The sequence below is a fragment of the Fibrella aquatica genome (assembly GCF_041321135.1).
In the GTDB taxonomy this organism is placed as follows: domain Bacteria; phylum Bacteroidota; class Bacteroidia; order Cytophagales; family Spirosomataceae; genus Fibrella; species Fibrella aquatica.
Genome location: NZ_JBGGWF010000009.1, coordinates 215,850 through 231,345 on the forward strand (window position 1 = coordinate 215,850; position 15,496 = coordinate 231,345).

Annotated in this window: 11 protein-coding genes; 7 read left to right on the forward strand and 4 right to left on the reverse strand. The window is 52.4% G+C overall.

What is annotated here, in order from left to right:
* Positions 1-67 precede the first annotated feature (67 nt).
* Positions 68-3,052 carry a TolB-like translocation protein gene (locus ACAW87_RS19520; RefSeq protein WP_370725313.1) on the reverse strand — a complete coding sequence of 995 codons (2,985 nt, stop codon included), beginning with the start codon at positions 3,050-3,052 and terminating at the stop codon, positions 68-70.
* Between the two features lie 108 nt (positions 3,053-3,160).
* Between ACAW87_RS19520 and ACAW87_RS19525 the strand changes: the two genes are divergently transcribed.
* Positions 3,161-3,736, forward strand: a complete 576-nt coding sequence (locus tag ACAW87_RS19525; RefSeq protein WP_370725314.1) for a DUF4136 domain-containing protein — start codon at positions 3,161-3,163, stop codon at positions 3,734-3,736.
* Positions 3,737-3,868: 132 nt separating this feature from the next.
* Positions 3,869-5,122 carry an ABC transporter permease gene (locus tag ACAW87_RS19530; RefSeq protein WP_370725315.1) on the forward strand — a complete coding sequence of 418 codons (1,254 nt, stop codon included), beginning with the start codon at positions 3,869-3,871 and terminating at the stop codon, positions 5,120-5,122.
* Positions 5,123-5,224: 102 nt separating this feature from the next.
* On the opposite strand, the gene ACAW87_RS19535 is transcribed toward ACAW87_RS19530, so the two are convergent.
* The 3 genes from ACAW87_RS19535 to ACAW87_RS19545 are packed head-to-tail and all read right to left on the reverse strand — an operon-like array spanning position 5,225 to position 6,831.
* On the reverse strand, positions 5,225-6,088 hold the full coding sequence (locus ACAW87_RS19535) for a TraB/GumN family protein (protein WP_370725316.1): 864 nt from the start codon (positions 6,086-6,088) through the stop codon (positions 5,225-5,227).
* Positions 6,089-6,145: 57 nt separating this feature from the next.
* Positions 6,146-6,535: a hypothetical protein gene (locus ACAW87_RS19540; RefSeq protein ID WP_370725317.1), complete on the reverse strand. Its 390-nt coding sequence runs from the start codon at positions 6,533-6,535 to the stop codon at positions 6,146-6,148.
* 38 nt (positions 6,536-6,573) lie between these two features.
* The gene (locus ACAW87_RS19545) at positions 6,574-6,831 is read right to left on the reverse strand and encodes a helix-turn-helix transcriptional regulator (RefSeq protein ID WP_370725318.1); all 258 of its coding nucleotides are present in this window, start codon (positions 6,829-6,831) and stop codon (positions 6,574-6,576) included.
* Positions 6,832-7,070: 239 nt separating this feature from the next.
* On the opposite strand from ACAW87_RS19545, the gene ACAW87_RS19550 reads away from it, so the two are divergent.
* The 5 genes from ACAW87_RS19550 (at position 7,071) to sppA (ending at position 15,379) form a co-directional block, all read left to right on the forward strand.
* The gene (locus ACAW87_RS19550) at positions 7,071-10,622 is read left to right on the forward strand and encodes a methylmalonyl-CoA mutase family protein (RefSeq protein WP_370725319.1); all 3,552 of its coding nucleotides are present in this window, start codon (positions 7,071-7,073) and stop codon (positions 10,620-10,622) included.
* A gap of 93 nt (positions 10,623-10,715) precedes the next feature.
* Positions 10,716-11,453, forward strand: coding sequence for a tRNA1(Val) (adenine(37)-N6)-methyltransferase (locus ACAW87_RS19555; RefSeq protein WP_370725320.1), 738 nt, complete (start codon positions 10,716-10,718; stop codon positions 11,451-11,453).
* 88 nt (positions 11,454-11,541) lie between these two features.
* Positions 11,542-12,561 (forward strand): glycosyltransferase family 2 protein, encoded by a 1,020-nt coding sequence (locus tag ACAW87_RS19560; protein WP_502918436.1) that lies wholly within the window; start codon positions 11,542-11,544, stop codon positions 12,559-12,561.
* A gap of 183 nt (positions 12,562-12,744) precedes the next feature.
* The gene (locus ACAW87_RS19565; RefSeq protein WP_370725322.1) at positions 12,745-13,386 is read left to right on the forward strand and encodes an inorganic pyrophosphatase; all 642 of its coding nucleotides are present in this window, start codon (positions 12,745-12,747) and stop codon (positions 13,384-13,386) included.
* A 214-nt stretch (positions 13,387-13,600) separates the two neighbouring features.
* Positions 13,601-15,379 carry a signal peptide peptidase SppA gene (sppA, locus tag ACAW87_RS19570; RefSeq protein ID WP_370725323.1) on the forward strand — a complete coding sequence of 593 codons (1,779 nt, stop codon included), beginning with the start codon at positions 13,601-13,603 and terminating at the stop codon, positions 15,377-15,379.
* Positions 15,380-15,496: the final 117 nt, after the last annotated feature.

Sequence of the window (15,496 nt, forward strand, 5' to 3'; positions counted from 1 at the left end):
GTGTTGGCGTTAGGTAAGTGTAGACGAATGTACAAGAATCTTCCAATCACGATAGTCTCCTAAGTGTCTAAAAGCCAATATCCAGTACTAGCGGTTGCAGCAGGTATTGGCCGGTGCGAATGCTGTAGGTGGTACGCAGGCCAAGTTCCAGCGGCGTGCGTAGTCGGAGAGGATTGAAGACGAATGAGAGGTCTGCTCCAACGGTCCAGTCATACGAACTGAACGGCACAATGGCGCGAGCCACACCCCGGTTGTCATAACGTACCTGATTACTGTTGCCCCGTGCGTAATCGGTAAAAACGCCGCCTTTGATGCGCTGAATATAGAGCAACCGGGTCAGTGATAGGTGCATGTCGGCAAGGGGGAGCCGGTAATCGCCGCCAACTACCACCAGGTTGTCAAACGGAACATACGGCGCACCACGCGGGTAGAGTACGCTGGCCTGGAATCGGTAGAGCTTCTGGGCGTCGGGGGTGCCCCACTGGTACTGATACGCACCCCGCAACTGCATGAAATGATGCTTGCCAATACCGGGCAAATACACGTTCATCGCCGACCCCCATTGCAGGCCTGTCAGCTCGCCCGATTGGGCAAAGGGTGTGGAACGTACCTGCGTGCTGACCGCAAAACCAAGCCGTGGCCCCACATCACGGCGGCTTTGGCGTAAGGTCAGCGCGTAGTTGGCGCCGTAGGTCATCGTGTGCAGATAACCATTACCCGCTTCGGTAAATAACCGGCCTGGCAGGTCGTAGCCGCTCACTTGTAGAAATCCGTAATAGGCCGACAGGTTGGCGCTCTGATTGAACCGCGATTGTGTGAGCTGGAACGGAAGCCGAACGCCCGCCGACACCTGATTGTACCGCCACGTATCGGTGCGTAGGCTGTCGAGCGGGTTGACGCGGTCGAGATAATAGGAGGTGCGTCGGTTACCGCTCTGGAAACCCAGATCAAGCACTGGGTACAGGCCCTGATAGCTCAGATTTGCCGCAAAGGCACCCACCTGCTCGCTCTGGTTATAGGTATACCCCGCCGTAATCTGTGTAGTTGCCAGCAAATCTTGCGACTGTAGACCGACGTTTAGGGCTTGCCCGTTCGATGAAAATGTGGGTCCCCAACTGTAAATATTCAGCGGATGCGACAGGCGACGATACCGTTCGGGGGCCGAAACCGGTAAAGGCGGTACCGAGTCGGTAGCAATAGGCGGAACAGTCTGCGTTCCGCCGTTGAGTAGCGGCCCAAAGTAGCGCGTAGTCTGGTCGACAGCGGTGCCGGGTCTATCGACTGGTGGCCAGGTGGCGGGGTCGAGCGGCATTTCGGCAATGCGGAAGCCGTGCGTGTTAAAATCTTGAAAGGCAATGTATTGGCCGCGTGAGCTGGCCGATGACAGCGCTGCATGGTACGCTCCGAATGGCCGTGACGTGACTTGCGAGGTTTTTCCGGTCGCCACGTTTACGGCGTAGATGTTATCAATGCCCGATTGCGGTGAATTGTAGAGAACAAACGCGTTTGTGTAGGGTTGCGGATTGCTCAGGTTGGTCTGCGACACCGGCAGTAGCGCTCGTTTCTGACCGTTTCGCGTATCGATCAGCTCAATCGTTTTTCCCTGTTCCGACAGCGTAACGGTCACCACGGTTTCGGCGTCGAACCAGCGTGGATGAATGTACTGATTGTTGGTCGGGTTGGGCAAGATGGTCAGTTCACGACCCGTTTGGGCGTCGAGCACCACCAGCCGATTCTGAAAGTCGGTTTCGTTGCGAACAGCGATGAGCTTGCGGTTGTCGGGCGAAAGGGCCACGGCTTTGTAGCGGGTTCTGTGGGTCAGGCGGGTCAGCTTGCCAGAGGCCAGATCGAGCACCCGAACTTCGGCAAATACCTGCTGCCCCCAACGCGGATCGTAGCGGTTTTCAATCCAGCAGGCTTTCTCCGGCGTGGCCGAAAACATATCCGGATTTTCGATGATCAGCCCCTGTGTGTAAACCCGTTTTTCAACGCCATTCCGGCTGAGTAGAACGAGCTGCTGAATATCGCCGAGGCCACTTTTTACACAAAGAATGGTGCTGTCGGTGATATACTGTGGGTTGCGGTAGTTGGTGAAAACGGGACGGGGCGTTTTCGCTTTTTCGGCTGAAACCGGGTACATTGTCGCCGGGGTAATCGTCAGCGATTCCTGTTTTTTCTTCCACGTTTCGATCAGGTCGGCCACCGATTCCGAATACAAATCATCGACCCGCGTGCCTTTCGGATTCTCACCCGATTTGGTTGTTTGTTTCAATCCATTTGAAAACGAGAAGGGGTAGATGGGGAACTGCGTATAGATACGATTCAACGACTTACTCCACGCGTCGGGGCCGTAGGTACGTTTCAGTTTTGTGGTCAGAAAATAGCCCAGCTCATAATGGTTAGGTACGTTATCGCGGAAGGAGCCACCCACAGCTTTAGCGTAGCTGAATGGCTTGCGAGTCAGCAGGTTGGTGCGTGTGTTGAGCTCAAAAGCGGGAATCCGTCCCCGACCGCTGTTGGTCAGAATGGTTTCCGTCCCAACCGCATCGCCTTCCAGAAACCAGCCCGGCGTAACGATCTGCGTCGGAAAGCCAAGGCCCTGTGCGCCCAGTAGCGTGTAGAGCACCCGTCCGTAGCCTTGCAGGGCTTTTTCGTACTGCACAATATGTCGGTATTCGTGCACCGCCAGCAGATCGAGCCAGTTCAACGTACCCAGCAACGAGGGATCTTGCGGGGGAGCGGTAAAAAACTCACTACGCCGCGGATACAGCGTGGCAAATCCGTTACTGACGCTCGTCTGGTTTTGCAGAATAACCGACAACGGTCTTGGTCGACGGCCAAGTCCTGCGCTGACGGGTTCATACACCTGCTCCAACCGTTGCGCCGTACGAAGGGCGGGTTGCTCGAATCCCTGGGGATATAACACGTTGAAATGCGGCGTTTTTACCCGGTACCAGCGAAGCGAAGTTGGGTTCTGGCTAAGAATCGGCAGTGTCTGAGCCGTGGCTGACAACGTTGCCAAAAGGGCAGCGAAAAGAAGACGGAATTGCATAGGACGAAGTACGCAAAAAAATTGCCGTCATCTTTAGCTGACGCACCCTCTCTAACTATTTCATTTAAATACTTGTTAGTCTATCAAACAACAAGACTCAACATACTAATGAAAAACGCCTTTTTAGTACTCGCCTTTGTGGTGGGTGTATCTGCCTGTGCGCCGCGTGTTGCGGTGGATAAGGCCAACGTTGATTTCTCAAAGTACCGCACCTTCGCCTGGATGAAGTCGGACGTGAAGGGATCGAAAAATCCGGTTTATTATAATCAACTAGCTACTGAGCAGGTTGAAAACACTGTAGCCAGTGAACTAGCCAAGAAAGGCCTGAAAGCAGTAAGTCGCCGCCCTGACTTGTTGATTGGTTATCACTTTTTCGTGGAAGAGAAAACCCGCACAGTAGCTACTAATAATGGCCCATACGGCTTCTACGGCCCTTACACAGGCTGGGGACGTTGGGGCTACGGCGGCTGGGGTCCAGGCTGGAATGGCTTCGGCGGTCCGCAGTATACGCAGGAGAAATACGAATCGGGCACCGTCGTCGTCGACATGGTTGATTCGCGCACGAAACGTCTGATCTGGCGCGGTGCCGTGCAAAACGCAGTTAGCGACCCAACCAAAATCAGCCAGAATCTGGCCAAACAGGTCGAACGCATCGTTGAACAGTTCCCGCAGGTGAGGGGCTAGTAGGGTCCAAGGTTCAATGAAAAGGGGTTCAATGTTTAATGTCCAACGTCTAAAGTTGCGCTGCTAAGGATAGTTTTGTGAACAAGCAGCGCAACTTTAGACGTTGGACATTAAACATTGAACCCCTTTTCATTGAACCTCCCTGTCTTTCTTGCCAGTCGGGTGCGTAACGCGCCATTAGGTAGTTTCTCGGCCACCGTTACGCGGGTGGGTGTTGCCAGTGTGGCTATTGGACTGGCCGTACTGATCGTTGCGTTTGGTATTCTGTTTGGTTTCAAACGGACTATTCAGCAAAAAATATTCGCCTTTGGTGCCCATCTCCAGGTCGTGAAATTTTCCGGCAACGTGTCTTACGATGCGCCTCCCATCTCGATTGCCGACCCCGCTTTTGCCCGACTTAAGGCGTCACCCGACGTGCGGCACATTCAGGGGGTAGCCACCAAAGCCGGTATCCTGCAAACCGAAGATGATTTGTCAGGCGTTGTGATGAAAGGAGTTGGTCCCGATTATGACTGGAACCTGTTTCAGGAATCGCTGGTAGCGGGGAAACTGCCCAATTTTGACTCGGCGGCCGTGAATGGCTATTCAACCCAACTGCTTATCAGCCGGACCATCGCTAATCAACTTCGGCTGGAGGTGGGCCAATCGGCCATTCTTAACTTCACGGGACTGTCGGAGGGAGGGACGGGACCTTCGGGCCTTCGTCCGCGTAAAATGACGGTCGTGGGTATTTACGAGACCGGGCTCGAAGAGGGTGACAAAACCTTCGTCATCGGTGACCGGCGACTGATTCAGCGGTTAAACAACTGGGGTGCCGATTCGGTAGGAAGCTACGAGTTATTCGTTCGTGATTTCGCGCAACTCAACCAAACTTTTGCGGGCGTACTGAACCAGATTCCGCCTGAAATGCGGGTCATCAAAGTAACCGATCAGTACGGTATGCTCTTCGATTGGATGGTGTTGCTCGACCGCAATACCGCCGTGTTCATCATCCTGATCATGTTCGTGGCTTGCTTCAACATGGGCTCGGTGCTGCTCGTGCTGATGATGGAACGTACCCCGATGATTGGCCTGCTAAAAGCCCTCGGAAGCCCCAACGCCTTACTCCGTCGCATGTTTGTGGTCGTTGGCCTGAACATCGTGATCTGGGGGCTCATCATCGGAAACGGTGTTGGCCTTGGCCTTTGCTGGCTTCAGTACCAGTATAAACTCATTCCGCTCGACGCCAAGAACTACTACATGAACTACGTCCCCATCGTCTGGGACTGGCCCGTAATCGGCCTCATCAACCTGGCCATCGTGGCACTCATCGCCGTAGCCCTCTGGATTCCCACCCTCATCGTCAACCGCATCGACCCGGTGAAGGCGCTGGTGTTTAAGAAATGAGAGGCAAGATATGAGAGTCAAGAGACAAGATTGGCTCTGCTGACGCACCAAATGGTATTTTAGCAGAGCCAGTCTTGTCTCTTGACTCTCATATCTTGTCTCTTAATTCTTAATTGATACCACCGTATATCCCTGCTTCCGAAGTAGCGCAATTACACCTTTGTCGCCGCCGAGGTGACCGGCTCCGAAGGCGAAGAAGGTGGGTTTGTCGGTGGCCGCTTTTTCGATGACGGGAATCCAGTTTTGGTTACGCTTTTCGAGCAGGTCAGCCTCAAAGTCTTCCAGCCCGTCGTATTTGCTTTCCTTCATCTGCTGCATCATCGCTGTGATGTCCTGCTTTTTGTACGCGGCTAGCAAATTGGCTAGTTCCTGCTTGGCTTCGTCAGGTTTACGCGCCATATCAACGAGCATCGACACCTGTTTCTCCATCGGAATCTTGTCGAAAACGGCCATTTGGTCGCCAATTGTTTCGAGGCCTAAAATCTCTTTCTTGTCTTTTGCTGCCAGTTGCATCAACGTCAGATCATACGATGCGGGTTGGCAACCCAGTGCGCCCATGGCCAGAAATGAGTAAAGGCCGATGGGTTTAATAGCCGTGAGTTGCGCCATACCCATGCCCGAACTCTTTTTCAGGTACGTATCCAGCATCGTATAATCATCAGCCGACATGTAGTCTTTGAGCGTTTTGCCATTGGTGAACATCAGACTCTGCATCATGGTCGATTGCAGTGTCGGGTCGTCCATATCGATTTCCAGATAGAGCTGTTTCGTGTCGGTAACGGCCTTTTTCATGGCGTCGGTAATGACCAGATCGGTGGGGCAAACGAGGTGAAATGTGCCGTAGAGGTAGGAGGGTGCCGTCAGGTTTTTGCCCGTTACCTGATAGAGCAGGGTGTTGTCCTGAGCCGAAACGGTATGAAAAAAGGTGCCAGCAGTGATCAGGCAGGTGGTCAGAAAGCGATTCATCGGTATATGGTTTGTTGATTTGTTACAGTGGTGAGCAAAACGGATTGAAGCGTCTCGCTATACATCTGACTCTGTCCAGGCCAGAATGGCGGAAGGTAACACTAAGACAATGGTCCAGACGCCCCAAAAGAACGGACTTATCTGGTCGTAGCCGCTTAAGACAGGCCAGTGAAAATCAGAAGCCAGCATTAAATAAACCAGCAGAATGAGAACGGTCAGACTTACTACAGAATAAGCCAATCGGTAGGCGCGGTTACGCACGAGCACCTGCCGTTCGTCAAGCTGTTCGTCGGGCGCATTGCCATACTGCCAGAGTTGGGTGCCTCGGTACAGATAGACCGAGAGGGCAACAAAGGGCACAAGCCCAAGCAGTGTGGCCAGACTGCTCGACAAGCCCATCGAACGTGTGATGAAAAATAGGGTCGGGTAACTTACCAGCTGTAGCACCGTAGCCAGCCTGCGTTAAGGTAATGAAAGGCTTCTGGTCATTGGAGTTTTTGTTTTAGGGTGGCTAATTCCTCACTGAGTGGCCGCATGGGTTGGCGCGAAAACACAATTTCGATCGGTAGGCTGAAAACCGCACACAGGTCCATCGCCAGATCGAGGCTTGGGTTGTATTCGCCTCGCTCCAGATAGCCGATCGTTTGAAAATTCACGCCTACCTTATCGGCTAGATCTTTGCGCGATAACCCATGTTCTTCGCGCAAAACGGCAATACGGTTGTATATCTTTTCGCCTCTCATACGTTTTAATCTGTGATAAATGTAAAGCGAAATGTTGTGTATTTACAACAATTTGAATAAAATTTATAGCAAATGAGCTTTTTGTTGTGTTTGCTGGCCTATTCTCCTGATGAACGGTTATTACGGCTAGCCCTGTGCTGCCCTGATCAGTATAGAGCAACGTACCCAGCACTACCGTATCATAGACCGCAGTAGTATAAAGAGAAGAACGGATGGCACGAAACCGGTATCTTTGATGTATGATTACTTCATCTCAACAACCCCAATCTGTACCCAGCGTGGTGGTACCAACCCGCCTTCGACTGGTTACCGCCGCGTCACTGTTCGACGGGCACGATGCAGCCATTAACCTGATGCGGCGATTATTGCAGTCGTCGGGGGCCGAAGTTATCCATCTGGGTCATAACCGGTCGGTGGCCGAAATTGTAGATTGCGCCATTCAGGAAGACGTGCAGGGCATTGCCATCACGAGTTATCAGGGAGGCCATATCGAGTTCTTCAAATACATGTACGATCTGCTTCAGGAGCGGGGAGCGGGCCATATAAAAATATTCGGCGGCGGCGGCGGTACCATTCTCCCCCGCGAAATAGACGAACTACATGCCTACGGCATTGCCCGCCTCTACAGCCCCGACGATGGCCGTACGCTGGGCCTGCAAGGCATGATCGATGATCTGCTGGCGCGGTGCAGGGAAGGGCAGGGGGCTGAGGGCTTGGGGGATGGCTCCGCGATTGAGCCTGATCTTACGGATTTTTCGATCATTGCCCGACTCATAACCCTGGCTGAGAACGGTCAGCCCTACACTCTTCGCCCTTCGCCCCTCGCCCTTCGCCCCGCCCCGCCTGTTCTCGGCATAACCGGTACTGGCGGTGCGGGTAAATCGTCGCTGGTCGATGAATTGATTCTCCGCTTCCTGCGAACGTACCCGGACAAAACGATGGCGATCATCTCAGTCGATCCGTCGAAGCGGAAAACGGGTGGTGCGTTGCTCGGCGACCGAATCAGGATGAATACGCTGAACCCGGCCGTCAGTCAGGGACGGGTTTACATGCGGTCGCTGGCTACGCGGCAGGCGAATCTGGCCCTGAGTCGCCACGTGCAGGATGCCATCGATATCTGCAAAGCGGCGGGCTTCGATCTGGTCATTGTGGAGACATCGGGTATTGGGCAGTCAGACACGGAAATCACCGAGCACGCCGACAAGACGCTCTACGTGATGACGGCCGAATATGGCGCAGCCACACAACTGGAAAAAATCGATATGCTCGATTTCGCCGATCTTATCGCCATCAACAAATTCGATAAACGCGGCTCGCTCGACGCCCTGCGTGATGTGCGCAAACAGTACCGTCGCAACCACAATGACTGGGATACGCCCGACGAGCAACTGCCTATTCTAGGCACTATGGCCGCTCAGTTCAACGATCCAGGCATGAATGAACTGTTTAGGCGGGTGATGACGAATTTGGGATTGGGCGCTGCGGATAGATTCGATTCTCCAGCGGAGCCTAATCCGATATCCTCAATCCCCAATCCTAAATCTTTCATTATTCCTCCCGACCGGGTACGTTATCTGGCTGAAATCGTGGAAGAAAGCCGTCGGTACGATCGGTTTGTTAATGAGCAGGCTATGCTGGCGACGAAACTGTATCAGTTGGATGGGGTGTTGGCGATGACCTCACCCCCAGCCCCTCTCCTTGAAATAAGGAGAGGGGGGGCACTTCTGCCATCTGGTATTCAGGAAAATGATCGAGAAGGAAATCACTCTCCCGAACCAAATTCTAAAGACGTACTGGAAGGTAAGAATGCCCCCCCTCTCCTTATTTCAAGGAGAGGGGTCGGGGGTGAGGTAAACGCCCTCTACGACCAGTTCGCCACCCAACTACACCCTGACGCGAAAAAGCTATTACAGCAATGGCCCGAGATGCAGCAGCGGTATACGGCTGATTTTTATGAGTTTAAAGTGCGTGATAAGGTGATTCGGCAGCCGTTGTATACCGAAACGTTGTCGCACCTCAGGATTCCGAAAGTGGCCTTGCCGAAGTATTCCGATTGGGGCGACGTGCTGCGTTGGATCATGCACGAGAACGTACCTGGCGAGTTTCCCTATACGGCGGGTGTGTTTCCCCTGAAACGGGAAGGGGAGGACCCCACGCGGATGTTTGCCGGTGAAGGCGGTCCCGAACGCACCAACCGTCGGTTCCATTATGTTTCGAAAGGAATGCCCGCCAAGCGGCTGTCTACCGCCTTCGACTCGGTGACGCTTTACGGTGAAGACCCGGCTTTGCGTCCCGACATTTTCGGCAAAGTAGGCAACTCCGGCGTCAGCATCGCCTCGCTCGACGATGCCAAGAAACTCTATTCCGGCTTCGACCTCTGCGATCCCGCTACCAGCGTATCGATGACCATCAACGGCCCCGCGCCTATGCTGCTGGCTTTCTTCCTGAACGCCGCGATAGACCAGCAGGTAGAGAAGTGGTTGAAGGGGATGGAGGAAAGGGAGGATGGAGGAAAGGGAGAAGTGGGAGGCTTCGCAACCCTTTCCTCCTTTCCTCCGTCCTCCCCCTATTTAGGCCCACTCCCGGACGGTAACGACGGGCTAGGCTTAGCGCTGTTGGGGACTACCGGCGATAAGGTCATTCCGGCTGAGGTGTATGAGCAGATCAAAGCCGATACCCTACGGAAGGTGCGAGGAACGGTGCAGGCCGATATTCTGAAGGAAGATCAGGCGCAGAATACCTGCATTTTCTCCACCGAATTTGCCCTGCGTATGATGGGCGACATTCAGGAATACTTCACGCAGAACCGCGTTCAGAACTTCTATTCGGTGTCTATTTCGGGCTACCACATTGCTGAGGCAGGGGCCAACCCAATCAGTCAACTGGCGTTTACGCTCTCGAACGGCTTTACGTTTGTCGAGTATTACCTGAGTCGTGGGCTGCATATCGACGATTTTGCGCCGAACCTGTCGTTCTTCTTCTCAAATGGTATGGACCCAGAATACACGGTGCTGGGCCGGGTGGCGCGGCGCATCTGGGCCAAGGCCATCAAGCACAAGTACAACGGTAACGACCGGAGCCAGAAGCTGAAATACCACATCCAGACGTCGGGGCGGAGTTTGCACGCGCAGGAAATTGCCTTCAATGACATTCGTACCACATTACAGGCATTGCTGGCGATTTATGACAACACCAACTCGTTACACACCAATGCGTATGACGAGGCGATTACAACGCCAACTGAAGAATCAGTGCGGCGGGCTATGGCGATTCAATTGGTGATTAACCGGGAGTTTGGACTGACTAAAAACGAAAACCCGTTGCAGGGGTCATTCGTTGTAGAGGAATTGACTGATCTTGTTGAAGAGGCCGTTTACCAAGAGTTTCTGGCCTTGAATGAACGCGGAGGCGTGTTGGGAGCAATGGAGCGCATGTACCAGCGCAGTAAAATTCAGGAAGAGTCGATGTATTATGAGACGCTGAAGCATAACGGGCAGTTGCCTATCGTCGGCGTCAACACCTTCCTCGATCCTAACGGCTCACCTACGGTTACACCGGCTGAAGTTATTCGTAGTACGGATGAGGAAAAGCGCGCGCAAGTCGACAATGTTAAGGCCTTCCGGGATCGTAATGCCGATGCAGCCGAGGTGGCGCTTCAACAGCTTCAGCAAACTGCCCTGACGGGCGGAAACCTGTTTGCCAGCCTGATGGAAGCCGCCAAAGTGTGCTCGCTGGGCCAACTATCGCAAGCGTTATATGCCGTGGGCGGGCAGTATCGGAGGAATATGTAAGTGTAGCACCGAAGCTCCAGCTTCGGTTGGGTAAGCTTGTCAATGACAACCGAAGCTGGAGCTTCGGTGCTACTTGCACTGAGTACTCCAAAGATGTTTCGTTTTAAGCAGTTCTCCATTCAGCAAGACCGCACGGCTATGAAGGTCTGCACCGATGCCTGCGTATTGGGTGCCTGGGCCGACGTGACCGGTACCCAGATTCTTGACATTGGCACTGGCACCGGCCTATTGGCGCTGATGGCTGCCCAACGAAATCCAGATGCCCAAATTGATGCTGTAGAGTTAGACGAAATTGCGGCCCAACAGGCGGCTGAGAATGTAGCGGCCAGCCCGTTTGCCAGTCAGATACGTGTCTGGAATACGCCCATTCAAGCATTTCAAGACAACGTACCTAAGCCTCTATACAACTGTATTCTGACCAACCCCCCGTTTTACACCAACTCGTTACGCTCGCCCAACAAGGCAGTGAACCGGGCCATACATACCGACGATCTTTCGTTTGCTGAATTACTCTCGGCGGTTGGGCGGCTACTTCATTCGTCAGGTACGTGGTGGGTGTTGCTGCCTCCAACCGAATCGGCTCAGCTGGAGAAGTTAGCAGCACACGGCGTCGGTACAGCCCGCCCGGCCTCAGCGGGGTTATACCCTTTCAGGCAGTTACACCTGCGACATCACGCGCAGAAACCGGTATTCCGACACCTGACGGCGTTCCGTTTTGCCGATGCTCCTCCTGCATTGCTGCTTGAAGAACTAAACATCTACGAACTCGACGGACGTACCTACACGCCCGAATTTCGCCTCTTATTGCAGCCCTACTACCTGATATTCTGAAATCTTACGAACTTTACGACTGTTTGTGGTTTGAGGTTTATGGTTTGTTGTTGCTCTGCCAGTGCACCTTTGTACCATCAGCAGCGCAATAACAAACTACAAACCACACACAACAAACCAAGAGCAACGCGCAATGCAACTGACCATACTGATTCCGCTATACAACGAAGACGAGTCGCTGCCCGAGCTGCACGACTGGATTGTTCGGGTTGTAACGGAACATAATTATACTTATGAACTGCTATTCATGGATGATGGCAGTACCGACCATTCGTGGGACGTCATTGAAGAGCTGGCAGCACGGAACCCGCATGTGAGGGCCATCCGTTTTGCCCGTAACTCCGGGAAAACGGCCGCTTTGCAAATCGGTTTTCAGGAAGCGCGCGGAAAGGTTGTGATCACGATGGATGCCGATTTGCAGGATAGCCCCGACGAAATTCCTGGCCTGTACCGCATGATTACCGAAGAGGGGTACGATCTGGTGTCGGGCTGGAAGCAGAAGCGGTATGACCCCATTACTAAAACCCTGCCTACCAAGCTCTTCAATGGGGTAGCTCGCTGGGTTTCGGGCGTGAAACTACACGATTTCAACTGTGGGTTGAAGGCATATCGGCAGGAGGTTGTAAAGTCGCTGAACCTGTATGGCGATATGCACCGTAACATTCCGATCATTGCTAATTGGAACGGGTATAGCCGCATTACCGAGAAAGTGGTTCAGCACCGGGCTCGCAAATATGGCACTACCAAGTTTGGTCTTGAACGGTTTATTTACGGCTTTCTCGATATCCTTGTTATCGCCTTTGTGCATCGGTTTAGTAAACGCCCTATGCACTTCTTTGGCGGGCTGGGTACGTTGTCGTTTTTCTTCGGATCAATCATGGCGCTGGTTATCGTTGGACAGAAAAAGTACAATATTCTGAAAGGACTGCCTTACCGGGATGCAACCGACAATCCTCTATTCTATTTTGGCCTGATTGCCATCATATTAGGGGTGCAATTGTTCCTGGCGGGCTTCCTGGCTGAGTTATACATACGGCAATCGTCGGGTAAGGCCGTTGAGTACCAAATTGCCCGAAAGATAGGTTTTTTAGATACAGTGACGGTTTAGCTTGGCTACCGTCTTATCTTTGTGTTATCACGCTGGCAGACACCGCTTTGGTGTTTTGCGCAGAGTCGTCCCGGTATCTGGTATCCGTTCAGCTTATGGCTGAAACAGGATGCTGAATACCGGGATGTGTCATTTAGATCAATTCCGTTTCGCGGAATAATACAAAATTTTCAATTACCAATTATGGAAGCTGAATTCTCAACCAAAGAAATTGACACCGTTGTCAAGGCGCAGTCGAAAGCTCACCCCTGGCATGGCATTACTCCCGGCGATTCTGCCCCCGAAATGCTGACAGCCTTTATCGAGATTGTTCCGTCAGACACGGTGAAGTACGAAATCGACAAACAAACGGGCTACCTCAAAATAGACCGTCCACAGAAATACTCGAATATCATTCCGTCTTTGTATGGCTTCATTCCACAGACCTACTGTGGTGAAGGTATTGCCAAGCTGGCCTCTGATAAAACAGGCCGTCTTATTCCCGAAGGCGACGGTGACCCGCTCGACATCTGCGTACTGACTGAGTCGACAATTACCCACGGCGACATTCTGCTACAGGCCCGCCCCATCGGTGGTTTCCGCCTGATCGATAAAGGCGAAGCCGACGACAAGATCATTGCCGTGTTGAAAGGTGATGCCATGTACGATGCCTTTAACGACCTGTCTGAATTGCCCGAAAGTGTGGTTGATCGTTTGCAGCATTACTTCCTGACCTATAAGAACTTACCCGATCAGCCAACCGTCATGGAATTGGCCAGTATCTACGGCCGCGAAGAAGCCTACGAAGTAATTCGGATGGCCATGGAGGATTATAAGAAATTGTAGTGATGAGGGTTCAAAGTCTAAAGCCTAACGTTCAAAGTTGCTCCGCAAGTAAGCAGCGTAACCTTGAACGTTAGACCTTGAACATTGAACTTCACTACTAAACGCAGTTTTTCCCTTTCATCCCCCGTATTGCGCATTCAACCAAAAAGTGGCTCACTCTTAACCGGTGAGCCTTTATTTTTGGTATATACACACTTAACCGACAATTGAGCTTATGCGCCAATTCTTGAAATACCTCCTGGCTACACTGCTGGGGCTATTCATCTTTACGTTTCTAGGCATCATCATTTTTGCAGGTATTATCGGTGCCGCTTCGTCTCCAAAAGAGACAGTTGTTGCCAAAAATTCGATACTTAAACTTGACCTGAACGACCCGATTCGGGAGCGCAGTTCTGAGAATCCGTTTGCAGCCCTCAGTGGTGATGGCGATGCCAACGTGCTTGGCCTGATCGAGATAAAGGAAGCGCTTAAAAAAGCCAAGGATGACGATAATATTCAGGGTATCTACATCGATGCACAAAACCCGCAGGCGGGCTGGGCAACACTGGAAGAAGTTAGGAATGCGCTGATCGACTTTAAAAAGTCGAAAAAGTTCGTGTATTCGTACGCTGAGGTCATGACCGAAAAAGCGTACTACATCGCTTCAGTAGCCGATAAAGTATATCTCAATCCGGCTGGTGATCTGGAGTGGAATGGAATTGCAGCAGAGCTTACTTTCTTCAAAGGAACCCTCGACAAGCTGGGTCTGAAACCCGAAATCTTCCGCGTCGGTACGTTCAAGAGCGCCGTAGAGCCGTTTTTGCTCGATAAAATGAGCGACCCAAACCGGTTGCAAACGGCATCGTTCCTAAACTCGATTAACGATCATTTCCTGGTGGGCGTGTCGAAAAGCCGGGGAATTCCAACCAGTACGCTGCGCGGCTATGCCGACAGCCTGAGCATTCAAACGCCAGCCGATGCGCTCCGTTACAAACTGGTGACCAACATGGGCTACTTCGACGAACTGGAAACAGAAATGAAGCGCGCCATGAAAGTAGACGAGAAGAAAAAAATCGACTACGTTAGCTTGGGTAAATATAAAGATGCCGAAACAGACAGCGAGAATGCCGACGACGCTGAGAAGGTATCGAGTAGCAACCGCATTGCCGTGATCATTGCCAACGGCGATATTAACACCGGCGACGGCGACGAGAACAGCATTGGTTCAGACAAGATTGCGGGTGAAATTCGGAAGGCGCGCATGAACGAGAGTGTTAAAGCGGTGGTGTTACGGATCAACTCAGGTGGCGGTAGTGCCCTGGCTTCCGATGTGATGTGGCGCGAAGTACAGCTAACCCGCAAGGTGAAGCCCATTATTGCATCTTTCTCTGATTATGCGGCTTCGGGGGGGTATTTCATGGCCATGGGCTGCAACAAAATTGTGGCGCAACCCAACACCATCACTGGATCAATCGGTGTGTTTGCGCTGCTGTTCAACACCGAAAACCTGTTCAAAGAAAAGCTCGGTGTTACGTTCGACCGCGTCTTGACTAACCCACACGCCGATTTCCCTAGCGCCACCAAACCCCTGTCTGATTTCGACCGGAAGGTACTGCAAACGAGCGTTAACCGTATTTACGCCAGCTTCACCAAAAAAGTGGCCGATGGTCGTAAGCTGTCGGTAGATAGCGTAAATGCCATTGCCAGCGGTCGCGTATGGACCGGTATTCAGGGAAAGGCTATTGGCCTGGTCGACCAATTAGGCGGACTTGACGAAGCCGTGAAAGTGGCCGCTACCGAAGCTAAACTGAAAGATAATGACTACCGTGTGCGCTACTACCCGGCCAAGGAAGATGCGTTTAAAAAGATTATGAAATTCTTTGGAAACGACGAGGAAGATGCCCGTATGCAAACCGCACTGGGTCCGTTGGGACCTGTGGTGAAACAGATGAAAAAACTGCAAACCATGCAGGGCGTTCAGGCACGTTTACCCTTCGAAATGGAGATTCGATAGAGTGAAGGGTGAAGTATGAAGGGTGAACTAGTGAAATGGCTCTGCCAGCGACCGTTTTATTCGCTGGCAGAGCCATTTCACTACTTCAGCCTTCACCCTGTCACTCTTTATCTTTTT

Coding starts and splice junctions, on each gene's coding strand:
- ACAW87_RS19520 (WP_370725313.1), bottom strand. CDS start 3,052: ATGCAATTCCGTCTTCTTTTCGCTGCCCTTTTGGCAACGTTGTCAGCC.
- ACAW87_RS19525 (WP_370725314.1), top strand. CDS start 3,161: ATGAAAAACGCCTTTTTAGTACTCGCCTTTGTGGTGGGTGTATCTGCC.
- ACAW87_RS19535 (WP_370725316.1), bottom strand. CDS start 6,088: ATGAATCGCTTTCTGACCACCTGCCTGATCACTGCTGGCACCTTTTTT.
- ACAW87_RS19545 (WP_370725318.1), bottom strand. CDS start 6,831: ATGAGAGGCGAAAAGATATACAACCGTATTGCCGTTTTGCGCGAAGAA.
- ACAW87_RS19550 (WP_370725319.1), top strand. CDS start 7,071: ATGATTACTTCATCTCAACAACCCCAATCTGTACCCAGCGTGGTGGTA.
- ACAW87_RS19555 (WP_370725320.1), top strand. CDS start 10,716: ATGTTTCGTTTTAAGCAGTTCTCCATTCAGCAAGACCGCACGGCTATG.
- ACAW87_RS19565 (WP_370725322.1), top strand. CDS start 12,745: ATGGAAGCTGAATTCTCAACCAAAGAAATTGACACCGTTGTCAAGGCG.
- sppA (WP_370725323.1), top strand. CDS start 13,601: ATGCGCCAATTCTTGAAATACCTCCTGGCTACACTGCTGGGGCTATTC.